The organism is Corynebacterium sp. HMSC064E08, assembly GCF_001811805.1.
Classification (GTDB): domain Bacteria; phylum Actinomycetota; class Actinomycetes; order Mycobacteriales; family Mycobacteriaceae; genus Corynebacterium; species Corynebacterium jeikeium_D.
On record NZ_KV806698.1, the window covers coordinates 519,119 to 542,734 of the forward strand.

A 23,616-nucleotide genomic window follows, 5' to 3' on the forward strand; every position below is an offset into this window, starting at 1 on the left:
CAGGCCTCCCGCAGCCTCGCAGCCTTGCAGCCTCGCAGCCTCGCAGCCGTGGACCATCGATAAGACGGCTTGCGCTTCACCACGAGCCAGCCGCTGCGCACTAAGGGCCAGCTGGTGAAGCGGAACCCGCCTTTGCTGGCCTGGCACCGACTTTATGCCAGCCTTGTCCAAATCTGTGCCGATTTTAATGTTGGTCCGGAACTCGACAGCCGCTCCTAGGCTCTGGACCCCAGCCCTGGGCCCCAGCCCTGGATAGCCCAAAGCCCCAGGAAGTAACGTAACCAGCCGCTTTCAAGACAGCCTTCGCTACGCTGGGAACTATGGCATTTGCAGCAGAGCAACCCGTCCTCGCACACTCGGAGTTCCGGCCCGTCGGTGAAGTCGAGCGCGCTGAGGGAAACTTCGAGGTCATCAGTGAATTCGAACCGTCGGGCGACCAGCCGCAGGCAATCGCGGAACTGTCGGAGCGCCTAGATAGAGGCGAGCGCGAGGTCGTTCTGATGGGTGCCACGGGTACCGGTAAGTCAGCCACCGCAGCGTGGTTGATCGAAAAGGTGCAGCGGCCAACCCTCGTCATGGCACCGAACAAGACGCTGGCGGCCCAGCTGGCCAATGAGCTCCGCAGCCTGCTGCCAAACAACGCGGTCGAGTACTTCGTTTCGTACTACGACTACTACCAACCCGAGGCCTATATCGCGCAGACCGATACCTATATTGAAAAGGATTCCTCCATCAACGAGGACGTGGAGCGACTGCGCCACTCGGCTACTTCAGCGCTGCTGTCGCGTCGCGACGTAGTCGTCGTCAGCTCTGTTTCGTGCATCTATGGCCTGGGTACCCCGCAGTCCTACCTCGACCGTTCGGTGTGGCTGAAGGAGGGAGAGGAAGTCGACCGCGACCAGTTCCTGCGCCTTTTGGTGGACATTCAGTATGCCCGCAATGACATTGCCTTTACCCGCGGCACCTTCCGAGTAAAAGGTGACGTGGTCGACATCATCCCGGCCTACGAAGAAAAGGCCGTGCGGGTGGAGTTCTTCGGCGACGAGATTGATTCGCTGTACTACCTCAATCCAGTCACGGGCGACGTCATCGACCAAGTCCCGGAGCTGCGCATTTTCCCTGCTACGCACTACGTCGCCGGCCCGGAGCGCATGGAACGGGCCGTCGCGGACATCAAGGCCGAACTCGCCGAACGCCTGGCGGATCTGGAAAACCGGGGCAAGTTGCTGGAAGCACAGCGTCTGCGCATGCGCACGGAGTACGACCTCGAAATGATTGAACAGGTCGGCTTCTGCTCCGGCATTGAGAACTACTCGCGCCACATCGATGGTCGCGCGCCGGGCTCGGCCCCCGCGACGCTCATTGACTATTTCCCGGAGGACTTCCTCACCATCATCGATGAGTCGCACGTCACCGTGCCACAGATTGGCGGCATGTTCGAGGGCGACGCTTCCCGTAAGCGCAACCTCGTCGACTTCGGTTTCCGCCTCCCATCGGCGCTGGATAACCGCCCGCTGACGTTCGACGAATTCGATGCCCGCGTGGGCCAGGTCGTGTTCATGTCCGCAACGCCGGGTGACTATGAGCTCGAAAAGACCGGTGGAGAGTATGTGGAGCAGGTCATTCGTCCGACTGGGCTGGTGGACCCCAAGATCGTCGTTAAGCCTACTGAGGGGCAGATTGATGATCTGATCGGCGAGATCCGAAAGCGCACCGAGCGTGACGAGCGCGTTCTCGTGACCACCCTGACGAAGAAGATGGCGGAGGACCTGACCGACTACCTGCTCGAAAATGGTGTGCAGGTGCGGTACATGCACTCGGATGTGGATACGCTCAAGCGCGTTGAGCTGCTGCGACAGTTGCGGCTCGGCGAGTACGACGTGCTGGTCGGCATTAACCTGCTGCGCGAGGGCCTCGACCTGCCCGAGGTTTCGCTGGTGGCAATCCTCGACGCCGATAAGGAGGGGTTCCTGCGTTCGGAGCGCTCGTTGATTCAGACGATTGGTCGTGCCGCGCGAAACGTCTCCGGCGAGGTGCACATGTACGCCGACAAGATCACCGATTCCATGCGGTTCGCCATCGACGAGACGGAGCGCCGCCGCGAAAAGCAGATTGCGTACAACACCGAGCATGGCATCGATCCGCAGCCGCTGCGCAAGAAGATCGCGGACATTCTGGATCAGGTCTACGACAACGCTGACACCGATTACGAAGGCAAGACCGGTGCGGCCGCTGATGCGCTGCTCTCGCGTGCCGACGGCTCGGGCGCGGCCGATGGTGCCAGCGGTAAGCAGATGCCGAGGGCTGAGCTCGAGGCGCTTATCGCGGACCTGTCGGAGCAGATGGCCGCGGCTGCGCGAGAGTTGAAGTTCGAGCTCGCGGGGCGCTTGCGCGATGAGATTTTCGACCTCAAGAAGGAACTTAAGGGGATGATTGAGGCCGGTGTCGAGTAGTTTTTTGCTACTGTTGTGGGAAGTAAAACAGTGTATTCGCGAAAGTGGCTCTGGCCAGTGGGTTCGGGGCAACGACGGCGTTACGCACGATGAACTGTTTTAATGCAACTTCCACAGTGAGGGATAGTTTTCATGAGTGATTACAAGACCATTGTTGTCGGCACGGATGGTTCTAAGTCGTCGCTGCTCGCAGTAGAGCGCGCTGCCTCGATTGCTGCTGCTTTCGATGCCACCCTGGTTATCGGCTGCGCTTACTACGAGACTGCAGAGGATGCGTCCAAGACCCTGCGCCAGGATTCGGTTCAGGTCCTCGGTGATGATCCGGCTCAGAAGAACCTGGCTGCTGCTAAGGAGGCCGCAGAGGCCGTCGGCGCTACCAAGGTTGAGACCGAGGTTCGTTCCGGCTCCCCGGTTGAGGCTCTGATGTCTCTGGTCACTGACCGTCGCGCTGACCTGCTGGTGGTTGGTAACCGCGGCATTAACTCGCTGACTGGTCGTCTGCTGGGCTCTGTGCCGGCTGATGTTGCTCGTCAGTCGGACTGTGACGTCATGATCGTTCACACTGTGAGCTAACAAAACGGTGAGCTAATAATCTAGCTTTCGTTTAAACCGGCATCCCTGAGTTGAGGTGCCGGTTTTTCTATTGCCGGCCGGTGATAATCCCTTCTTCAACTACAAAAGGCCAACTAATTCCGTTTCTGGTTAAGACCTGGTTGCGAAGGGATTCAGGAAGAACTTCGGTGCGGCTGCCGTAGCCCATGAGGTACTCGTCAAAAGCGGGCAGTCGAAGCGTCAGTGAAAGCGCGGCTTCAAGCTCGGCCTCAGTTACGTTCTGCTGCCATGTCGGGATGAAGTACTCATTTTGTGCGAGTTCTTCGCCGGTGAATTCTGTGTCAGTTGGCGCGTGCGGAGAGGCAGAGGAATCGAGGGAGAAAGGAACTATTAAGTGGTCGATAAGCTTAAGGGCCTTTTTCGCTTGAGTTTTCGTCAGCCCCAGCCACCACGCGAAGTCAGCTACACAGATAGGTCCGCGGGAATTAACATAGCGCCAGGCAATGTCGGCCAGCGTGGATTCAGCTGAGTGTTCTGTGCTGGAGCCGTCTGTGGTATTTCCTGAGAGGCCGCCTTTGAAAGTTACGTCGGCAAGCAGGACGAAGGTATCTTCGGATCCTTTTCGTGGCCCTTGGACGACAGCACCTTCGCCGCCGAATGTGCGCAGTAGGTGAGGACCTCTTTGCTCCGTGGGGTCTATTCCATGATCTGCGAAAACCTCATAGGCTTCAGTCCGAGTAAGCGGGTCGGACAGACCACGTGAGTGCAATTCGGAATGAAATGCTGCCCGTGCGGTCTGCACATCATCTTGAGAAAGACCGAGTGTCGTACGACGTCTTGCTGCTGCCTTTTCGATGCGCGGATTCGTCAACCTCATAATTGCTCCCGCGTCTTGCGCTGAAACAAAGTGCAGGGTGCCTCGTTGCGACCAACAGCGAACGATGTCGTAAGAAGAAATGGCTGCTAAAACATCGTCGGTGGTGCTGCCACTGCGCAAGGCGATGGCATCAACACCGTTCGAATAATTCTGTCCTTGCAGAGCAACCATGCCATGCGTTGCTGATAATGCAGGCGACTTGAGGTTTGTATTCCAATCGCTGCGTGCTTGACTTGCAGCTAACCCCTGGGCAATGAGACGGCGTGCGCGAAGTTCAGCTAGCTGAGGTAGATAGTTTTGGGACATTATGTCTCACTCATTCTGTACGGCACTATCCTCGTCATTCTAACCACTGCAGCTCCGGCAAAACGCCTGACTGCTGAGGCGCCACAACAATTAGCCCCTGGGTCGCACGAGTCAGAGCAACATACAGGTCCTGTAGCCCCTGCGGAGACTGTGCCACAATCTGGTCGGGCGCAACGACGATGACCTCGTCGAATTCCAGGCCTTTTGAGGTCGTAATGTCGTAGACCGCGCAGTTGGTGAGCTTGCTGCCACCAGCTCCACCACCGAGGAACTCCCGCACCTCCGCGCGCGTGGCTTCGAGCAACTCGGCGGGCGCGATTACAGCGACCAGGCGGTCTGGCTGCGCAACCTGCTCCACATGCGCCAGAGCCTCCGTCACGGTGCGAGCCTGAACAGGCTTGCGGCCGGTCGCGCGGATCGACTGCGGCGCCTCCAGCTCCGGATCAATCTGAGCCAGGACGCTGGCGGCAACCTCCATCACCTCAGCTGGGGTGCGGTAGTTGACGGTCAGCTCGTGGAGATGCCACCTCGCGCCGATGATGGGTTCCAGCACATCGTCCCAGGTCGCGGCACCTGCGGGGGAGCCCGTCTGGGCCACGTCACCGACGAGAGTCATCCAGCCGTTGGGGCTGCGGCGGCGCAGCATTCGCCAGGCCATCGCGGAGAGTTCCTGAGCCTCGTCGACGATGACATGGCCGTAGGCCCACAGGCGATCCGCCGCCGCCCGCTCGGCGGTGGATCGCAGGTCGCGCTCACGGTGGCGTTCGGCCAGTGCCTCGGCATCGATGACGTCATACGCTGACAAAATCTCGGCCTCGAAGCCGTCGTCAAGATCCTGGGATGCAGAACTGGACAGGGTATCCAACGCGCCCTGCGCCTCCTCGACGCGGGCCTGCCAATCCTCTTCATCGGCCTCCGATTCACCAACCGGGCCGAGGAGTTCCGCCAGCTCGTCGAGAAGCGGGGCGTCGGAAGGCATCCAGTCGGTGCCTTCCGGCCGGTAGAGAGCCTCGCGCGTCAGCTCGTCGTAATCGCTGGCGGCGTAGTCGATGGCCTCGCGGGAACTCAGGAGTTCCGACAGCACCCGCTCGGGTGTGAGTGCGGGCCACAGCTCGTCGAGGATGTCGGCGACTGCTCCGGATTCGTCGATTTCGTCGCGCAGGTCGGCAACGTCGGTCACGGACAGCAGGTTCTCGCCGCCCAGCGGGTCGGCGCCGATGACCTCGGCCATCTGCGCGGCCAGGAGCTCCACCACGTGATCGCGGAAAATCGGCCGGGCCAGATTGTGGGGTTTCCGAGTCCGCCGCGCACGCGTGCGTGCAGCTTTCACCATGTCAGGTGTGATCGTCAGGGTGATGTTGTCGTTCCGGACTTCAAGAGGTTCCGCGGGGAGCTCCTGGTAGGCCCGCACGGCTTCGCGCAGGATAGTGAGCATCTCAATCGAGCCCTTAACTTCCTGCGCAACCAGGGGTTCGGGGTTGTGTCCGTCGATAAGCGCGTTGGAACCGCGCACGCCGGGGTAGAGATCGGCAATGGTGGTCAGTACCACGCCCGTTTCGCCGAGGCTCGGCAGCACGCGCGAGATGTAGTCGAGGAAGGTTGTGTTCGGGCCGATGATGAGGACACCGGTTTTCGCCAGTTGATCGCGGTAGGTATAGAGAAGCCATGCGACGCGATGCAGCGCCACTGCCGTCTTGCCTGTGCCGGGACCGCCCTGGACGACCAGGGTGCCGCGGGTGGAGTCGCGGATGATGAGGTCCTGCTCGCGCTGAATGGTCTCCACAATGCCGCGCATATGGCCGGTGCGCGCTTGATTCATGACCTCCCGCAGCACCGATTCGCCACCGACGCCCGCTTCAACTTCGGTCTCGTGTGCGCTGTCGGCTTCCTCGCCGGAGAGCCATTCGTCGTCAATGCTGCGGACCTTCCGGCCGTGAGTGCGCAGGTGTCGACGCAGACTGACTCCCTCGGGATGCGCGGTCGTGGCCAGGTAAAACGGGCGCGCGCCGTCGGCACGCCAATCCATGATGACCGTGCGGTAGTCGTCGTCTTCATCGGACAGGCCGATTCGCCCGATGTATCGCTTATCGACGGTCGCCCCCGGCCCTTCCTCTGACAAAGGATTGTCGGGGTCTGTGTCATCGATATCGATTCGACCAAAGACCAGGCCAATCTCGGCTGAGCGGTAGCGGTCCAGATTAGCCTGTAGTCGGTGGTATTCCACCTCGCGTTCAACGCGGGCTTGCGGGTCTGGGTCGTCGATGAGCATGACCTGGCGCAGGTACTCTTGGTCGCGCTCGCGTGCCCGGTCGAGGAAGCTGAACGCACGGTCGACGTAGGCCTGTTCGGCAGCGAGGATGCTTTCTTCTTCTCGCTGTGGTGCTGAACTTGCCTGGTCCGGCAGACCTGCCTGGCCAGTGTGGCCAATGCGGCCTGTCTGGTCCTGCCCGGGCTCGGATGCGCGCGACGCCAACCTGGTCTCCTCAACGAATCGCAAAATTAGTGCTAACTGATGTGCTGAATGAATATAAAAATATGAAAACGCCCCCGCACGCGTAGTGGCGTGGGGAGCGTTTAAGTATACCGCCTTAACTGCGGCAGCAAACTTACTGCAGGCGCTTCTGCGCCTTCTTTGCGGACTTCTTGGCCTCCTTGGAAGCCTTGGCTGCGCGCTTGCGCAGTTCCTTGCGCTGCTTGCGGGTGTCCTTCTTGAGGTCCTTGCCCAGGTCCTCGGCGTAGTCGCGCGCGTCCTCAGCGAGCTCGGTGGCCTTGGCAATCCAGTCGTCCTTGTTGTCCTCGACGTAGCTCTTAGCGGTGTCGAAGGCGTCGGTGAGCTGCTCGCGCCAGCCGTCCTTGTTGTCCTCGACGTATTCACGAGCCTCATCGGTAGCCTCAGATGCGCGGTCGCGGAGCAGCCCGGCCTTTTCGCGGACGTTCTCGCCGGCGGAAGCGAAGGCTGCGCTGATTTCCTCAGTGCGCTGCTCGGTTTCAGACTTGGTCGGCAGGGCAGCCTGAACCTTCTTGTTCAGCTGCTTGCCAGCCTTCTCAGCGCGCCAAGCGACACCCGGCTTACCGTCGGTGTCAGCAGTAGCCAGGAAGAGGCCACCCAGCAGACCGATGTCGGTCAGGAAACCAGTGCGGCGAGCTGCCTTCTCCTTCGAATCCTGGGTCTCCCAGAATGCGTGGCGAGCCAGCATCGTCGGAACTTGTGCAGCGACCAGAGCGGTGGCGGACAGGCGTGGGGCCTTACCCAGAGCGTAGAGGGAACCCGCAGCAACCTTGGTGCCAGCGACGACCTGGACAACCAGCTTCTCGCTATTTGGCACGTACTTGTTGTACTGGTTCGGGGTTACGGAGCGGACGCGGGCAATCAGGTCGCGTGCGCCCTCTTCATGATCCTTCTGGTTCATCAGCGTGTCGACACCGTCGGCAACGAAAACCGAGGCCAGCATTGGTCGGGCAAACTTGCGAATCATCTAAATTCCATCTCCTTTGTCGTCCAGGTGAAACCGTGTTTTTGGCCATCTGGTCGCTGTAATTCACTATTAATCCTACGCAGCCTGGCCTATTTATGTCGCGGGAATGACCAGTTTTTCAGACGCTGCGACTGCATCCAGCGCTACCAACCACGCTGGCGCCAGCTCTCGACCTCGGGGCTCTCGACACCAACTGTGGTGTCTTTGCCGTGGCCGGGGTGAATCACCGAGTCGGCGGGGTAAACGTGGAAGACGCGGCTCTCGACATCGTCGATAAGCTGCGTGAAATCCTCGGGGGAGTACGTCTTTCCGACACCGCCTGGGAAGATGCTGTCACCGACGAAGAGGTGGTGTGACGGGGTGCCCTCGGAAAGCGCGCCGGCCTCCTTGGCGGACAGGTCGAGGCAGAGGCCGCCCTTGGTGTGTCCGCGCAGGATGAACGTGGGCATCGTGATGTCCTCGCCGAACGTGATGGTCTCGCCTCCGTCGAGCTGCTGGTCGGCGGGCTCGGGAATGTCGGCAGCGTCGAGGCTGGACGTGATGTGGCGGGCCGGGAATGACTGCAGGAGCTCGCCGAGCGCCTGAACGTGATCGCCGTGGGAGTGCGTGGTGACAATCGTGCGGACCTGCGCGCCGACGTGCTCAACCAGGCGGATTAGGTGGTCGGCGTCGGTGGCGGCGTCGATAAGTAGAGAATTGTCGGGCTCGCGGGAGTCGACCAAAAGGTAGACGTTGTTCTCCATCGGTCCGACGGAGGTCTTGTAAATAGTGACATTGCCGTAGTCAATGCGCTCAACGCCGCGCGTGCTTGGCGAGTTGGAGTAGGGGCTGATTGTAATGTCGTCGTTCATGCGCCCCAGGGTAATGAGGTGTCTGTCGGCGCGCTAGGAACGCAACGTAACCACGAGTCTCTGAACACATGTGCGAAAAATTGGTTATGGGCTGTAGACTAGTCGGCAGTGAATCGTCGACGAATTGAGGTTTCCCACTGTGGCTGAACGTCTAGTGGTCAGAGGCGCCCGCGAGCATAACCTGCAGGGTGTTGACATCGATTTGCCCAGAGACAAGATGGTGGTTTTCACCGGTCTGTCGGGGTCGGGTAAATCGTCACTGGCATTTGACACAATTTTCGCCGAGGGCCAGCGCCGTTACGTGGAGTCGCTGAGCTCCTATGCGCGCATGTTCCTGGGGCAGATGGAAAAGCCCGATGTAGAGATGATTGAGGGGCTCTCGCCGGCGGTGTCGATCGACCAGAAGTCGACGAACCGCAACCCGCGCTCGACCGTCGGAACCATCACTGAAGTGTATGACTACCTGCGTCTTCTCTACGCGCGCACCGGTACACCGCACTGTCCGACCTGTGGGGAAGTAATCTCCTCACAGACTCCACAGCAGATCGTCGATCAGGTCATGGAAATGCCGGAGGGCACCAAATTCCAGGTCCTCGCACCCGTCGTGCGCACGCGCAAGGGTGAATTCGTCGACCTGTTTGAACGCCTCGCATCCGAGGGATACGCGCGTGTCATCGTCGATGGTGAAATGCACCGTCTGACGGATCCGCCGAAGCTGAAGAAGCAGGTCAAGCATGACATTGACGTGGTCATTGACCGTCTCCAGGTGAAGGAGTCGCAGCAGCGCAGGCTCACCGATTCCGTCGAAACGGCGCTTCTGCTTGCCGACGGCGTCGTGGTCATCGACGCCGTTGGGCTAGAGGCGGACGACCCGCGTCGAACCCAGCGGTTCTCGGAGAAGATGGCCTGCCCGAATGGGCACCGTATTGCTATCGATGAGTTGGAGCCACGGTCGTTTTCCTTTAACTCGCCGTATGGTGCGTGCCCGGAGTGTGACGGTATCGGTACCAAGCTGGAGGTGGACACGGACCTGGTGATTCCAGATCCGTCGCTGCCGACGATTGAGGCGATTGCGCCGTGGCGGCAGACGCTGAACAAGAAGTACTTTGAAAAACTGGTCGAGGGGCTCGCCACCGAGATGAGCTTCGACCCGACCACGCCTTTTGAGGAACTTACAGCGCCGCAGCGCAAGGCTCTGCTGCATGGTTCCAGCCACAAGGTCACGGTGCGTTACCGCAATCGGTATGGCCGCACTCGCCAGTACACCGCACCTTTCGAAGGCGTGATGCCGTACCTGCACCGCAAGCTGTCACAGGCGGAGAGCGACTCTCAGAAGGAGCGTTTCCAGGGGTACATGCGTGAGGTGCCGTGCCCGGCATGTAGCGGTACTCGTTTGCGTCCGGAAATTCTTTCGGTGACGTTGGATTCGGCGGAGTTCGGGCAGAAGAATATTGCCGAGCTGACAGAGCTATCGGTTCACGATGGCTCGGCATTCCTGAATTCGCTGACTCTGGGCAAGCGCGAGGAAATGATTGCCGGGCGTGTTCTGCGTGAGGTGCAGGCTCGTCTGAAGTTCCTGCTTGACGTTGGCCTGGATTATCTGTCCCTGTCTCGTTCGGCAGGCACGCTGTCCGGTGGTGAAGCGCAGCGAATTCGTCTGGCCACACAGATTGGTTCGGGGCTCGCTGGCGTGCTCTACGTCTTGGATGAGCCCTCGATTGGTCTTCACCAGCGTGATAACAACCGTCTAATCAAGACTCTGAAAAACCTGCGCGACCTGGGCAATACCCTGATTGTGGTCGAGCATGATGAGGACACGATTCGCGAGGCCGATTGGCTGGTCGACATTGGGCCAAAGGCCGGTGAATACGGTGGGCAGATCGTCTACCAGGGTGAACCGTCTGGCATCGTTGACTGCGAGGAATCACTGACAGGTGCGTATCTCTCGGGTCGTCGGGTATTGGCGGTGCCGGAGAACCGTCGTGCGATTGATAAGTCGCGCATGGTGACGGTCAAGGGCGCTCGCGAAAACAACCTGAAGAAGATTGACGTGAAGTTCCCCCTCGGCGTGTTGACCTGCGTTACGGGTGTTTCCGGGTCCGGCAAGTCCACCTTGGTCAACGAAATCCTGGCCAAGGTGATGAGCAACGAGCTCAACGGTGCTCGTCAGGTGCCGGGTCGACACAGCCGCGTGGAGGGGTTGGATCAGCTGGACAAGCTGGTGCAAGTTGATCAGTCGCCGATTGGTCGCACCCCGCGTTCCAACCCAGCGACGTACACCGGTGTGTTCGACAAGATCCGCAATCTCTTCGCCGAGACACAAGAGGCCAAGGTTCGTGGCTATAAGCCCGGTCGATTCAGCTTCAACGTCAAGGGCGGCCGCTGTGAGGCGTGTAAGGGCGACGGCACCATCAAGATTGAGATGAACTTCCTGCCGGATGTCTATGTGCCTTGCGAGGTTTGCCACGGCGCGCGCTACAACCGCGAAACGCTGGAGGTTCGTTACAAGGGCAAGACCATCGCTGAGGTTCTGGACATGCCCATCTCCGAGGCAGCGGAGTTCTTCGAGCCGATTCAGTCGATTGCGCGTTATCTCAATACGCTTGTCGACGTCGGCCTGGGCTATGTCCGTCTCGGGCAGGCGGCAACCACACTCTCGGGCGGTGAGGCTCAGCGTGTAAAGCTGGCCAGTGAGCTGCAGAAGCGCTCCAATGGCCGGACGGTCTACATCTTGGATGAGCCGACCACGGGGCTGCATTTTGAGGACATCCGCAAGCTCATGTTGGTGTTGCAGGGCCTGGTGGACAAGGGCAACACCGTCATTGTCATTGAGCACAATTTGGATGTCATCAAGTCTGCGGATTGGATCATCGACATGGGGCCGGAAGGCGGCTCCGGCGGTGGCACCGTGGTTGTAGAGGGCACGCCGGAGGATGTCGCGAACTGTTCCGGCTCCCACACCGGGCAGTACCTGAAGCCGCTGCTTAAGTAGCTTAGGTAGTCGGCTCGTTTCCGTCGGAAATTCCAGGACCGTCGGTGCGGGTGAAGCCTTCCAGTCTGTCAGCAACGGGGTCGGCATCGGCAGCGGCGGCAGCGTCAGTATCGCTGGCGGTGCCGTCACGCTCCGGTGCCGCCGGCTCCTCGGCACTCTTCTGCTTTGCCCCGGAGACCGCCATGGCCAGCAGAATCAGACCACAGCCGAGGAACGCCAAGGCGCGGATAACGCCATCGAGCGTTGCCATGTCGTAGAAGATCAGCTTGACGATAGACAGCGCCGCAATCGTTAAACCCGCTGCCAGTCGCGCCGGAATGTGGTGGAACCTCTTCGATAGCACCAGCATGCCGGCAATCGTGGCCCAGAAAATACTCAACAACATGTGTGCAGCGTTGAAGCTCACGCCAATAGTCGTGAGCAGCATGATAAATGGCATACCCAGTGCAGCCAGGCCAATCAGTGCAAAAGCTGGCGGTAGCTGCGACCTCGCTGCCGTCACGGCCAGGCCGACGTCGGCGCACAGCAGGAACAACAGCGAAAGCATTTCTGCCCACGTTGCCGAGTAGTCGTCCGCAGCACCGGCATTCAATGCTGCGGGCAGGATGTAGAGGTGTACTACCGTTGCGCCGAGCAGCCAGGTCAGTGCCGCAATCTTTGTATATGGTGCGACGGCATCCCGGGTTGGTTCAGGAGCCTGTAGTCGTGCGCCAATCGCGCCGTGCTTCGGTGCTGTGGCCAGCGCCCAGACAAAGAGCGCGGCACCGATAGAGATTGGGATGAGACCCCAAGAGTGGGGTCCAGTATCGGCTCCTGAGCTCCTTTCCGGGCCTGCCACCGCGAGCGCTAGCCAGGGCAGAATTGCCGTGGCTAAGGCCATTGGGGCGAGATAGCGGAAGATGGCACGGTTCCAAAGGAATACTGCAGCAATTGCGATGAACAGCACGAATCCGCCGTAGAGCAGCAACCAGAGGCTGGAGGTGGACTGTGCGGCGTTGACCGTGGGGACTGCAGCTACAACCGGAGTCGAGAAGGCAACTACTGACGTGATGGTGACCAGATCGTCTTCCCAGGTGCTGGTTTCCGAAGGCTCGTCGTCAAGCTCGGGAGTGAGTTGGCGAGCCAACGCCAGCGGGCCGAACTGGGCAAACGCGAAAAGGGCAATGGTGAGTGCGGCGATTGCGGGCATCACCAGTGCATTGTTGGTCGTGATTACGCCGATGAGAACGTTTGCGCCGAGCAGGAATGCGACTACGTACTTCCGGAAGGGGACGTTCAGGAGGCCGACGATAGCGGCGATGACCATCAGTTGAAGGGTGATTTGCGCGAGCGAGGAGCTCAGCGGGCGGGCGTGGAAGTTGAGGCCGATCGTCGCCCACAGCATTAATCCGGTGTTGATTGTGATTGTCCACGCCGCGGTTGCACTCGACTTCGTCCACCGCGCGCCGTATAGACCGACTGCGGCGAAAGGCAGCATGATGACCAGCGTCGCGGCCACCGGAATCCAGTCGAGGAGGTAGGACATCGACATCGTTGTCAGGTGCGCAGCGGCTAGTGATGTCGCAATCAACGCCGTCACACCAGCAGGCGGTGCTTGACGACGGTGCGCTCGCACAGCCGCGACCGCGAGCACGGCGGCCAACAAGTAAGCCAGGACCACACGACCGGCCGGTCCAATCAGGCCGGATTGGATTGCGACCGCGACGAAAAACGCGATACCGGCAGCGGTGATGAGACCACCGAAGATGGCGATGATTCTGATGATTGCCTTCTCGTTGCGCCACCAGGGCTCGCGAGGTTCGCGCGGTGCCTCTGGCAGCTTCGGTGGCGGGGTGGAGTCTGTGGGAGAAGACTGTGGCGAGGGAGAAGACTGTGGCGACTTCGAATCCCGCCGCCATTGGTGGGCAGAGGGGAAGCCGAACATCGGCTGCGCAGTTGCGTCGCTCTGTGGCAGGGGTGCTGGTTGGTTCCGCCAGTCAGCTTGCGTTGGCGGTGGTGGCACCTGCATCTGCTGAGACTGCTGGGGATACTGCGGTGTGGCCAGCGTCTGCTCAGCCTGCGGTTCCCAACGGGGACGAGGTGCCTGCTCTAGTGGCGGACTGGGCGCTGGCGGCGGTTGCGGATTGTGTTGAGGTGTCCCTTGAGGTGCAGCATGGGGCGGCGCTTGAGTCGCACCTTGAGGCGCGTGCGGTCCAGTCGGCGCTTGCCCGCTTTCCTGAGAAAGGCGCACCTGCCAAGTATGAGTCAGCTGAGCCAGCCGAAGCGAGCTAGCTTCGAGATCTGCCAGAGCATGGGAAAGCTCTGAGACGGAGTCGCCGGTCAGGACAAAATCGCCGGTCGGAGGCTTGTCGTATCGGGCGGAATGCTGATTAGGATCGGTGTTCTCGGCTTTAGGGCCAAAGCCGTTGGAGCCAGTATTCATGGTGACGACTTTAATCGTGTTTGGCCTAAAAACTATGGAGAGAATCTACCAATCTGATTACAATTCGGATTGCACTTTTAAGCGCTCGGTAGTGCGCCGGGGAGCTGGTGGTAAATAACCTGGCATAAGCGTCGGTTTTGGTGTGCGAGAACAGCTGTGTTAACATCTCGTCTACGACCGCCAGAATGCGATGTTTGCTGCCTTCGGGGAGCATTTAGTTGCATTCGGCAGCGAAGAGGATTTAAGTCCCACCCTAGGTGCGCCAAAGAATTACGGTAGCGCCGGGGTCCACCCTAATCGGTGATGTCACATCGCACGATTGGAAGGCGTCCTTATACAGTGTGTAGTAATCCGCTGTAGACGCGTGGCTTTTCTTCCTTTCCCGCTTGCTATCGCGGTTTGAAACGAAGATTGTTCAGGTTCAACCTAGGAGGCCACATCAGCGCTGAAGCTCGTATTAACGAGGATATTCGAGTACCGGAAGTCCGCCTTGTAGGACCGAATGGTGAGCAGGTGGGCGTTGTCCGCACCGGTGACGCACTCAAGCTCGCTTACGAAGCAGACCTTGACCTGGTTGAGGTTGCTCCGCGAGCAAAGCCGCCGGTCGCCAAGATTATGGACTACGGCAAGTTCAAGTACGAACAAGCCCAGAAGGCACGCGAGGCTCGAAAGAACCAGCAGCAGACTGTGGTCAAGGAGCAGAAGTTCCGTCCGAAGATTGATGACCACGACTACGAAACCAAGAAGAATAACGTTGTTCGTTTCTTGGAAAAGGGTTCGAAGGTCAAGGTCACGATTATGTTCCGTGGCCGTGAACAGTCTCGTCCAGAACTGGGATTCCGCCTGTTGGAGCGTCTGGCCGCCGATGTCGAAGAGTACGGCACCGTCGAGTCTCGCCCGAAGCAGGACGGTCGCAACATGACTATGGTCCTGGGGCCGGTTCGGAATAAGGGTAAGAAGTAACCGACCTGACCAGAAATGGTTGTAAACGAGATTTTTGCGCCACGAGCGTCAAAGATCGGTAGGGGAGAGTTTTAACATGAAGCAGAAGACCCACAAGGGCACCGCAAAGCGCATCAAGGTTACCGGTTCCGGCAAGCTGCGCCGCGAGCAGGCTAATCGCCGCCACCTCCTGGAGGGCAAGCCGTCCACTCGTACCCGTCGCCTGAAGGGCACCACGGACGTTGCTAAGTCGGACGTCAAGCGCGTCAAGCGTCTGCTGGGCAAGGCTTAGTTTTTCAAGCCTCGTCCCAGGGCAATCGCCCTCTTAATTTCACTAGTTCTTAAAGACAACGAAAAGGAAGTATCACCGTGGCACGTGTGAAGCGGTCTGTTAACGCTAAGAAGAAGCGTCGCGAAGTTCTCGATTCCGCAAAGGGCTACCGTGGTCAGCGCTCCCGCCTGTACCGCAAGGCCAAGGAGCAGATGCTCCACTCCAAGACCTACGAGTTCCGCGATCGCCGCCACCGTAAGGGTCAGTTCCGTCGTCTGTGGATTCAGCGCATCAACGCTGCTGCCCGCGCTAACGACATCACCTACAACCGCTTCGTCCAGGGCCTGAACCTGGCTGGCGTTGAGGTTGACCGTAAGAACCTGGCTGAGCTGGCTGTCAACGACCCGCAGGCATTCGCTGCTCTGGTCAAGGTCGCTAAGGACGCTCTGCCGGAGGACGTCAACGCTCCTGCTGCTAAGTAAAGCAGCTACGAGGTAACTCGTACGTAGCGTCGGCAAGCGTCTGCTTACTGGCAGTGCGCCTGCCAACATCTTTGAAAAACCACCGTCGATTGGGTTAACGAATACCCTCGGCGGTGGTTTTTCGTATTCGCACTGGCCTGCTGGCGGTTATGAATCCCGAGCCGCATCACTAGGATTAATCACTATGAACTCTGCGCTGTACTTCAACGACGAGCCGTTTACTCCTCGCACTCCGCGAGTCTCGGCGGCTATTCAGCTCCACCGTGCGGCCAAGCGGAAGAAGGCCGGTCACTTCCTCATTGAGGGCTTCAATTCCGTCGATGCAGCTATCCGCGCAGAGGCTGTCGTGGAAATCTTCGTCACCGCTGCCGCCGCCGAGCAGTTCCGAGAGCTGCTCACGGGGTATCTCGAATCTGGGACGCAGCGTAAGTCTGTTTCGCTTATCGACGACTCCGCTGCCCGCTCTTTGAGCGAAACTGTCACCACCACCGGACTCTTCGCCGTCTGCGACACAGGTGCGGTGTCCACTTCGTTGGAAGAGGCTATTGAGGTTGGAAAGCGGTCCGGCTGTTTGGTGATTCCGGTGGAGTGCAATGACCCGGGTAATGTCGGCACGATTGTGCGTATGACTGATGCTCTCGGAGCTGGTGCGGTTATCCTTGCTGGCGATTCGGTTGACCCGTTGAATTCTAAGGCCGTGCGTTCCTCGGCAGGTTCTGTTTTTCATACCCCTGTCGCACGCGAGCGCGATATTGACGTCGTTATGGAGAAAGTTAGGGAAGCGGGCTTTACCACCCTCGCCACGGCGATGGATGGCGCTCTCACGCTCGGCGTTGATGCGCTTCCCGACGGTCCCGTCGCCTGGCTTTTCGGCAACGAAGCCCATGGCCTGTCGGAGGAGATTACGGCCTCGGCGGGGGCAAGTGTGTCCATCCCGATTAAGGGCGAGGCAGAGTCGTTGAACCTCGCCACCGCAGCGGCCATGTGCCTGTGGGAGACGGTCCGGGGTAAGTAGGAAACCTCGATGGTGAGGTGCGTGCACGTGTGCAGTTATCCTCGACTATGATTGTTCCATCACAAGAACTGATAGTCCTATATAGAAGTGGTTGACACGTGAGCGATTCGCCAAATCCTATCGATCTTTCCGAGGACGCCCTCCAGGCGGCTGCGCAGAAGGCCACGGATGCCTTTGATGCTGCCGGCAACCTGGATGAGCTTTCTGCCGCCCGCCGTGAGCACTTGGGGGATGAAGGCTACATTCCGCAGGCTCGCCGCGCGCTGGGCTCCATTCCGAAGGCTGAGCGCAAGGATGCTGGTCGTCGCGTAAATGTTGTTCGCGGAGCCGTCGAAAAGCACTATGCAGAGCGCCTTGCGGTGCTGGAGGAAGAGGAAAACGCGCGTCGTCTGGTCGCGGAGCGTATCGACGTGTCGGTGGACACCACGCGGGGCCAGCGTGGCGGTATGCACCCAATTACCATCCTGTCCGAGCAGATCGGTGACATCTTCGTGGGCATGGGCTGGGAAGTTGCCGAGGGTCCGGAGGTGGAAGCCGAATACTTCAACTTTGACGCACTGAACTTCCTGCCGGATCACCCGGCTCGTACTCTGCAGGATACTTTTCACATTGCGCCGGAAGGATCCAAGCAGGTGCTGCGTACGCACACCTCGCCGGTTCAGGTTCGTACTCTGCAGTCGCGTGACCTGCCGATTTACGTTATCTGCCCGGGCCGTACCTTCCGCACCGATGAGCTCGACGCCACCCACACCCCGGTCTTCCACCAGGTGGAGGGACTCGCTGTGGACAAGGGGCTGACTATGGGACACCTGCGCGGCACGCTGGATCACATGGCAAAGGCGCTGTTCGGTCCGGAGACCAAGACCCGCATGCGCACTAATTACTTCCCGTTCACGGAGCCGTCCGCTGAGGTTGACGTCTGGTTCCCGAACAAGAAGGGCGGTGCCGGCTGGATCGAGTGGGGCGGCTGCGGCATGGTCAACCCGAACGTGCTGCGGGCCTCTGGCATTGACCCGGAGGTGTACTCGGGCTTCGCGTTCGGCATGGGCCTGGAGCGCACCCTGCAGTTCCGCAATGGCCTGACCGACATGCGCGACATGGTCGAAGGCGACGTCCGTTTCACGCAGCCGTTCGGTATCCGCGGCTAATTCACTGACCTACAGATTAGGAGTTTTACTTACATGTTCATTCCACAGTCGTGGGTCACTGAAATCGTTCGCGGCCCAGAGAACACCATCAACCCGGACTGGTCCGTCACCCCGGACGAGCTGGATGAGGGCTTTGTCCGCGTTGGTTTTGAAACCGAGGGGCACGAGCCGCTGGAGAAGGTCGAGGGGCCGCTGGTTTTCGGCCGCGTCGACCACATTGAGGAGCTCGAGGGCTTCAAGAAGCCAATTCGCTTCTGTCAGGTCAATGTCGGTGATGCCAATGGCACCGGCGAGCTGCAGGAGATTATCTGTGGTGCCCGCAACTTCGAAGAGGGCTCCATTGTTATCGTCGCGCTGCCGGGCTGCGTGCTGCCGGGTGGGTTCGAGATTTCCGCACGGAAGACTTACGGCAAGGTTTCCAACGGCATGCTCTGCTCCGAAGCTGAGCTGGGTATGACCGATTCCTCCGCCGGTATTCTGACGCTGCCGTCGGCCCCAGCTGAGCTGGGTTCGTGCGCCAAGGAATTCATCGGTCTCGATGACGAGAAGTTCGAGGTCAACATCACCCCGGACCGCGGTTACGCGCTGTCGGCCCGCGGTCTGGGCCGCGAGATCTGCTCCGCCTTCAACCTCGACTTCGCCGATCCAGCCAAGGTCAACGAGCTGCCGGTCGAAGGTGAGGTCCTGAACGTCACTATCGACGAGGACACCGACACCCGCCGCTTTGGTCTGCGCCGAGTCACCGGCATCGACCCGAACGCCGAGACCCCGTGGTGGATGCGTCGCCGCCTGCTGCTGGCTGGTCAGCGTCCGGTCAACGTGGCCACGGACGTCACCAACTATGTGATGCTACTGCTCGGTCAGCCGATGCACGCTTTCGACGGTTCCAAGATCGCTGGTGGCCTGCACATCCGCAACGCTAAGGCCGGCGAGACTCTGACCACCCTCGACCACGTGGACCGCAAGCTCGACCCGGCAGACGTTGTCATCTGCGACGACAATGGTATTCAGTCGCTGGCCGGCATCATGGGTGGTCTCACCTCCGAGATCGCCGACGACACCACCGATGTGGTCTTCGAGGCCGCCAACTGGTCGCCGCTGCATGTCTTCCGCAGTGGTCGCCGCCACAAGCTGAGCTCCGAGGCTTCACGACGTTTCGAGCGCGGCGTGGACACCGCTCTGGTCGAGCCGGCTCTGAATCTGGCCTGCCAGCTGCTCGCTGACATCGCCGGCGGCACTATCGACACTGGTCGCACCCTGCTCGGTGAGGTTGCCACCATGCCGACTATTGACTTTGCCGTCAACCGCGCCAGCGAAGTTGCGGGCGTTGATTACCCGCGTGAGACCGTCATTGGACGCCTGCGCGAGGTCGGCTGCGAGGTCGTCGACAACGGTGACCGCCTGGCTGTCACTCCGCCGACCTGGCGCTCCGACCTGACCATGTCCGCTGACCTGGTTGAGGAAATCCTGCGACTGGAGGGCCTGGAAGACATTCCGGTTATCCTCCCAATCGCCCCGGCCGGTCGCGGTCTGACCGAGCGTCAGCTGCGTCGTCGCTTCGTCGGCCACGCGCTGGCTCACAATGGCTACCTGGAGATTCTGCCGACACCGTTCATTGCCAACGATGTCTTCGACGTCTGGGGCCTGGACGCTGATGACCCGCGTCGTAACACCGTCAAGGTCATCAACCCGTTGGAGTCCGACCACGCTCAGCTGGGCACGACTCTGCTGCCGTCCATGCTTGAATCGCTGAAGCGCAATGTTGCTCGCGGCCAGGTCGACCTGTCGCTCTACGGTGTGGAACAGGTATCCATCGAGCGCGGTAACGGTGTCTCGCCGATGCCATCTACCGCGGGTCTGCCGAGCGAGGCCGAGCGCGCCGAGCTGCTGAAGTCGCTGCCGGAGCAGCCGCTGCACGTCGCCACTGTCGCCTGCGGTCGTATCCGCCTGGATAGCCCGTGGGGTGACGAGGCCGCGTACACCGTCGCCGACGCCATCGAAGCCGCGCGCATTGTTGCCCGCGCTGCCAACGTCGAGCTGGAGATCCGTAACGCTGAGGTGCTGCCGTGGCACCCGGGCCGCTGCGCTGAGCTGCTTGTCGACGGCGAGGTCGTCGGCCACGCCGGTGAGCTGCACCCGAAGGTGTGCAAGGACGCTGGTCTGCCGGAGCGCACCTGCGCGATGGAGATTAATCTCGATGCACTGCCAGTGACGGAGCACCTGCCGGCGCCGGTACTCAGCCCGTTCCCGGCTGTCCACCAGGACGTCGCGCTTGTTGTCAGCGATGAGGTCTCCGCCGCAGAGGTGGAGAAGACTCTGGTGGAAGGTGCCGGTGAGCTCCTCGAATCCATTCGTATCTTCGATGTTTACCGTTCCGAGCAGATGGGCGAAGGCGTTCGCTCACTGGCGTACTCCCTGCGTTTCCGCGCACCGGACCGTACGCTGAAGGAAGAGGAAGCTTCCGCGGCTCGCGAGGCGGCCATTGAGCTGGCCACTACCCGTCACGGCGCTCAGCTGCGTGGCTAAAAGGGGAGACCACAGGGAGAGATACCCATGATTGGCATCTTGCGGCACCGCGGCAACAGGCTGAATAGCGCAGAGGCACGAGAGCAGCGCGTTGGAGCGCGCGCGGTGAGCAGCGCGAAGCCTCCGGCGACTGTGGCTGCAGCTGCTGTCACGGCAGGTCTGTTGCTCACCGGCGCGCCGAGTGCGGCTGCGCTGGTTGGCGGGGAGGCTGCTGCGCCTAGTGTGGCGGCGGACTCCGTGGTGTCAATCATGGTCCAGACCAGTCCCCATACCGGAAACTTTTGCACGGGAACTGCAATCGCCCCGCAGTGGGTAATGACCGCCGCCCACTGCGTGCGTGATGTCCCGCAGCAGGCTGGGGAAGTAGAGGTCGGTTTCGGTCAGGATTCCCACCGTGTTCCTATCGATAGCTGGGAAATTGCACATACCGGTGACGTAGCGCTTGTTCACCTTGCGGGCGACGCAGCTCTTCCGGGGTATCCCGCAATGGAACGTCGTCAAGCGTTTTCGGAGCAAGAAACGACAGGCACGGTCTATGGGCGATCGCTGCTCGGCGATGTTGCGGATGGCTCGCTGCCGTCGGCGACCGTCACCGCTTCGATGTGTCCGGTGAAGTATCAACAGTGCGTGCGGGAAGACTCGGTGTTGGCGCGCATGGAGCGACCCGCGGCGTTGCAGGTAGGCGATTCGGGCGGACCGCTCTTTATCGACGGCCAGCTAGCGGCGGTGTTCTCGGGCGCGGTGGCTTTTGATGGCAGCGTGGCACCGGAGGAGTCGGGTTACTATCTCTACACCACGACGTCATCGGTGGCGCAGTGGGCAGATGGCGTGATGAGGCAGGAGCCAAGCGTCGTAGTTGAATAGTCCGGCGTTGAGTAATCCGGCGTGCTGATTGAATGACCGGCTCGGCGAACGAGATGTATGTACCGACGACGGAGTTATATTCATAATTCACTCACGTCACATAGGTATAATTCCAGCACTTTGACAACGAATTCTATGAATATCTTGCAACGCAGTGAATAAAAGTGTTGAATGTTTGGCATGAGTATTTCCGTTGCCATTGCTGGTGCGACCGGTTACGCAGGAGGAGAGATCCTCCGCCTCCTGTTGTCGCACCCGGCGTATCTTTCCGGCGAACTGACCATCGGCGCACTAACGGGAGCATCCAACGCGGGTGCCCGTGTGGGCGACATTATGCCTCATGTGGCACCTTTGGCTGACCGTCGTATTGAGCCGACTAATGGTGACACACTTGCCGGGCATGACGTGGTGTTCCTCGGCCTGCCCCACGGTCATTCGGCTGCGATTGCAGAGCAGTTGGGCGATGACACGGTGATTATTGACTGCGGCGCGGATTTCCGCCTGCAGGATGCCGATGAGTGGGAGCACTACTACGGCTCGGAGCACGCCGGTACCTGGACTTACGGTATTCCGGAGCTGCCGGGCAACAGGGAAGTAGTGGCTGCTTCCAAGCGTATTGCTGTGCCGGGTTGTTTCCCCACTGGCGGTACCATTACGGCACTGCCGGCAGTTGCAAAGGGTCTGGTCAAGCCGGATCTGTCCGTTGTTTCCGTCACCGGTACCTCCGGTGCGGGCAAGAAGGCAGCTGTGCCCCTGCTCGGGGCCGAGGTTATGGGCAATCTTCGCGCCTACAACACTGCGGGCAAGCACCGCCACACCGCAGAGTTCCTACAAAACCTCAAGCCGTACGCAGAGGATCTCACCGTCAGCTTCACGCCGGTGCTCGCCCCGACGTCGCGCGGCATTCTCACCACCATCACCGCTCCGCTTGTCGACGGGGTGACGGAGGCAGCCGCACGGGAGGCCTACCTCGAGTTCTACAAGGGTGAGCCGTTTGTGCAGGTGTTGGCCGAAGGGCTGCAGCCGCAGACGCAGTCGGTAATTGGCTCTAACTTGGTTCAGATTCAGGTTGAGGTAGATGAACGCGCCAAGCGTCTGGTGCTGACCTCGGCGATCGACAATCTGACAAAGGGCACCGGTGGTGCCGCAGTTCAGTGCATGAATTTGGTTACTGGACAGAATGAAACTGCAGGACTTCCATTGGTAGGAGTTGCCCCATGATGAAGGAAGAAAAAGAAGGTCTCGTCAACGTCGCTGGTGACGAAGGCGGCGTATGTGCACCTCAGGGGTTCGTGGCCAGTGGTGTCATTGCAGGCATCAAGGTCAGCGGAAACCCGGACATGGCGCTCATCGTAAACCAGGGGCCGGAGAAGACTGCCGCGGCTGTCTTTACTACCAACCGTGTCCAGGCTGCGCCGGTGACGGTATCCAAGAAGCACATCGCTGACGGCAAGCTGTCCGCTGTGGTGCTGAACTCGGGCAATGCCAACGCCTGCAATGGTCAGCCGGGTATTTCCGACGCCCTCGAAGTCTGCCAGAAGGTCGCAGATGAGCTCGGCGTCGATGTAACCGAGATTGGTACCTGCTCCACCGGCTTGATTGGTGACCGGTTGCCGATGGACATTGTTCTGGCAGGTGTGCCGAAGCTTTGTGAGAATCTGGGCAGCGATGCCGCCGCAGGTACGGCTGCAGCAGAAGCCATCTTGACCACTGACTTGGTGGCAAAGCAGGCTGTTGCGCATGGTGACGGATTCACTGTCGGCGCTATGGGCAAGGGTGTTGGCATGATTAGCCCGTCGATGGCCACGATGCTCGGTGTGATTACGACGGATGCGTCGGTAAGCGCAAAAATGGCGCACGAGGCTATTGCCAAGGCGAGCGAGGTTACGTTTAACCGCCTAGATATTGATGGCTCCACATCCACCAATGACACCGTCATCATTTTGGCCAACGGTGCCTCTGGTGTGAAGCCCTCGCAGGAGGAGCTCGACCAGGCAGTGCTCAGTGTGTGTGATTCCATCGCACGCCAGATGCAGTCGGACGCCGAAGGCGTGACCAAGCGTGTGTCCGTGACCGTGCGTGGCACCGGTGGCGCGGAAGATGCTCTGGTAGCTGCTCGAATTATCGGCCGCGACAACCTCTTCAAGTGTGCGATGTTCGGTTCGGACCCGAACTGGGGTCGTGTGCTGGCGGCTGTCGGCACTGCACCGGTGGATATGGATCCGGAGCACATCACTGTTTCCTTCAACGGTCATGTAGTCTGTCGCGATACCGGTGGCACGCCAGATGCCCGTGAAGTGGATCTCTCCGGCAAGGACATCGCCGTTGAGGTTGACCTCGGTACTGGTAATCCGGAAGAGGCCACGATTCGTACGACTGACCTTTCCCACGACTACGTTCACATCAACTCGGCATATTCGTCGTAAAGGTTTTGAGGAG

The 23,616-nt window shown here is 60.1% G+C and carries 17 protein-coding genes; 12 read left to right on the plus strand and 5 right to left on the minus strand.

Annotation, left to right across the window (positions count from 1 at the left end):
• Window positions 1-320: 320 nt before the first annotated feature.
• Both uvrB and HMPREF2820_RS05465 read left to right on the plus strand, forming a co-directional pair.
• The gene (gene uvrB / locus HMPREF2820_RS05460) at window positions 321-2,453 is read left to right on the plus strand and encodes an excinuclease ABC subunit UvrB (RefSeq protein WP_016422912.1); all 2,133 of its coding nucleotides are present in this window, start codon (window positions 321-323) and stop codon (window positions 2,451-2,453) included.
• 132 nt (window positions 2,454-2,585) lie between these two features.
• Window positions 2,586-3,026 (plus strand): universal stress protein, encoded by a 441-nt coding sequence (locus HMPREF2820_RS05465; protein WP_005511992.1) that lies wholly within the window; start codon window positions 2,586-2,588, stop codon window positions 3,024-3,026.
• A 67-nt stretch (window positions 3,027-3,093) separates the two neighbouring features.
• On the opposite strand, the gene HMPREF2820_RS05470 is transcribed toward HMPREF2820_RS05465, so the two are convergent.
• The 4 genes from HMPREF2820_RS05470 to HMPREF2820_RS05485 form a co-directional block, all read right to left on the minus strand.
• A complete protein-coding gene (locus tag HMPREF2820_RS05470; protein ID WP_070603162.1) occupies window positions 3,094-4,188 on the minus strand; it encodes a DNA glycosylase AlkZ-like family protein in 1,095 nt (364 codons plus the stop codon).
• A gap of 34 nt (window positions 4,189-4,222) precedes the next feature.
• On the minus strand, window positions 4,223-6,661 hold the full coding sequence (locus HMPREF2820_RS05475; RefSeq protein ID WP_070603164.1) for a HelD family protein: 2,439 nt from the start codon (window positions 6,659-6,661) through the stop codon (window positions 4,223-4,225).
• Between the two features lie 133 nt (window positions 6,662-6,794).
• Complete coding sequence (locus HMPREF2820_RS05480) at window positions 6,795-7,664, minus strand: DoxX family protein (protein ID WP_070603166.1); 870 nt, start codon at window positions 7,662-7,664, stop codon at window positions 6,795-6,797.
• Window positions 7,665-7,807: 143 nt separating this feature from the next.
• Window positions 7,808-8,515, minus strand: a complete 708-nt coding sequence (locus HMPREF2820_RS05485; protein WP_070603168.1) for an MBL fold metallo-hydrolase — start codon at window positions 8,513-8,515, stop codon at window positions 7,808-7,810.
• Between the two features lie 139 nt (window positions 8,516-8,654).
• On the opposite strand from HMPREF2820_RS05485, the gene uvrA reads away from it, so the two are divergent.
• Entirely contained in the window at window positions 8,655-11,507 is a 2,853-nt protein-coding gene (gene uvrA, locus HMPREF2820_RS05490) for an excinuclease ABC subunit UvrA (RefSeq protein ID WP_016422907.1), read from the plus strand.
• A 1-nt stretch (window position 11,508) separates the two neighbouring features.
• On the opposite strand, the gene HMPREF2820_RS05495 is transcribed toward uvrA, so the two are convergent.
• A complete protein-coding gene (locus HMPREF2820_RS05495; RefSeq protein WP_070603170.1) occupies window positions 11,509-13,929 on the minus strand; it encodes a DUF2339 domain-containing protein in 2,421 nt (806 codons plus the stop codon).
• 411 nt (window positions 13,930-14,340) lie between these two features.
• On the opposite strand from HMPREF2820_RS05495, the gene infC reads away from it, so the two are divergent.
• The 9 genes from infC (at window position 14,341) to argJ (ending at window position 23,603) form a co-directional block, all read left to right on the plus strand.
• Window positions 14,341-14,892, plus strand: a complete 552-nt coding sequence (infC, locus tag HMPREF2820_RS05500) for a translation initiation factor IF-3 (RefSeq protein ID WP_005511730.1) — start codon at window positions 14,341-14,343, stop codon at window positions 14,890-14,892.
• A 76-nt stretch (window positions 14,893-14,968) separates the two neighbouring features.
• Window positions 14,969-15,163 (plus strand): 50S ribosomal protein L35, encoded by a 195-nt coding sequence (rpmI, locus tag HMPREF2820_RS05505; RefSeq protein WP_005511726.1) that lies wholly within the window; start codon window positions 14,969-14,971, stop codon window positions 15,161-15,163.
• A gap of 77 nt (window positions 15,164-15,240) precedes the next feature.
• Entirely contained in the window at window positions 15,241-15,624 is a 384-nt protein-coding gene (rplT, locus tag HMPREF2820_RS05510) for a 50S ribosomal protein L20 (protein ID WP_005511721.1), read from the plus strand.
• 184 nt (window positions 15,625-15,808) lie between these two features.
• The gene (locus tag HMPREF2820_RS05515; RefSeq protein ID WP_070603171.1) at window positions 15,809-16,639 is read left to right on the plus strand and encodes a TrmH family RNA methyltransferase; all 831 of its coding nucleotides are present in this window, start codon (window positions 15,809-15,811) and stop codon (window positions 16,637-16,639) included.
• A gap of 98 nt (window positions 16,640-16,737) precedes the next feature.
• Window positions 16,738-17,787, plus strand: a complete 1,050-nt coding sequence (gene pheS / locus HMPREF2820_RS05520) for a phenylalanine--tRNA ligase subunit alpha (RefSeq protein WP_070429629.1) — start codon at window positions 16,738-16,740, stop codon at window positions 17,785-17,787.
• A gap of 33 nt (window positions 17,788-17,820) precedes the next feature.
• Window positions 17,821-20,313 (plus strand): phenylalanine--tRNA ligase subunit beta, encoded by a 2,493-nt coding sequence (gene pheT, locus HMPREF2820_RS05525; protein ID WP_070603173.1) that lies wholly within the window; start codon window positions 17,821-17,823, stop codon window positions 20,311-20,313.
• Window positions 20,314-20,340: 27 nt separating this feature from the next.
• Window positions 20,341-21,177, plus strand: a complete 837-nt coding sequence (locus HMPREF2820_RS05530; protein ID WP_070603176.1) for a trypsin-like serine protease — start codon at window positions 20,341-20,343, stop codon at window positions 21,175-21,177.
• Between the two features lie 180 nt (window positions 21,178-21,357).
• On the plus strand, window positions 21,358-22,398 hold the full coding sequence (gene argC, locus HMPREF2820_RS05535) for an N-acetyl-gamma-glutamyl-phosphate reductase (protein WP_210398702.1): 1,041 nt from the start codon (window positions 21,358-21,360) through the stop codon (window positions 22,396-22,398).
• Window positions 22,395-23,603, plus strand: coding sequence for a bifunctional glutamate N-acetyltransferase/amino-acid acetyltransferase ArgJ (gene argJ / locus HMPREF2820_RS05540; protein WP_070603179.1), 1,209 nt, complete (start codon window positions 22,395-22,397; stop codon window positions 23,601-23,603). The genes argC and argJ overlap by 4 nt, the downstream gene beginning before the upstream one ends.
• Window positions 23,604-23,616 lie beyond the last annotated feature (13 nt).

What these genes read in the sequence shown, in the direction of transcription:
- uvrB (WP_016422912.1), top strand. Translation starts at nt 321, where the DNA reads ATGGCATTTGCAGCAGAGCAACCCGTCCTCGCACACTCGGAGTTCCGG.
- HMPREF2820_RS05465 (WP_005511992.1), top strand. Translation starts at nt 2,586, where the DNA reads ATGAGTGATTACAAGACCATTGTTGTCGGCACGGATGGTTCTAAGTCG.
- HMPREF2820_RS05470 (WP_070603162.1), bottom strand. Translation starts at nt 4,188, where the DNA reads ATGTCCCAAAACTATCTACCTCAGCTAGCTGAACTTCGCGCACGCCGT.
- HMPREF2820_RS05480 (WP_070603166.1), bottom strand. Translation starts at nt 7,664, where the DNA reads ATGATTCGCAAGTTTGCCCGACCAATGCTGGCCTCGGTTTTCGTTGCC.
- HMPREF2820_RS05485 (WP_070603168.1), bottom strand. Translation starts at nt 8,515, where the DNA reads ATGAACGACGACATTACAATCAGCCCCTACTCCAACTCGCCAAGCACG.
- HMPREF2820_RS05495 (WP_070603170.1), bottom strand. Translation starts at nt 13,929, where the DNA reads ATGAATACTGGCTCCAACGGCTTTGGCCCTAAAGCCGAGAACACCGAT.
- rpmI (WP_005511726.1), top strand. Translation starts at nt 14,969, where the DNA reads ATGAAGCAGAAGACCCACAAGGGCACCGCAAAGCGCATCAAGGTTACC.
- HMPREF2820_RS05515 (WP_070603171.1), top strand. Translation starts at nt 15,809, where the DNA reads ATGAACTCTGCGCTGTACTTCAACGACGAGCCGTTTACTCCTCGCACT.
- pheT (WP_070603173.1), top strand. Translation starts at nt 17,821, where the DNA reads ATGTTCATTCCACAGTCGTGGGTCACTGAAATCGTTCGCGGCCCAGAG.
- HMPREF2820_RS05530 (WP_070603176.1), top strand. Translation starts at nt 20,341, where the DNA reads ATGATTGGCATCTTGCGGCACCGCGGCAACAGGCTGAATAGCGCAGAG.
- argC (WP_210398702.1), top strand. Translation starts at nt 21,358, where the DNA reads ATGAGTATTTCCGTTGCCATTGCTGGTGCGACCGGTTACGCAGGAGGA.
- argJ (WP_070603179.1), top strand. Translation starts at nt 22,395, where the DNA reads ATGATGAAGGAAGAAAAAGAAGGTCTCGTCAACGTCGCTGGTGACGAA.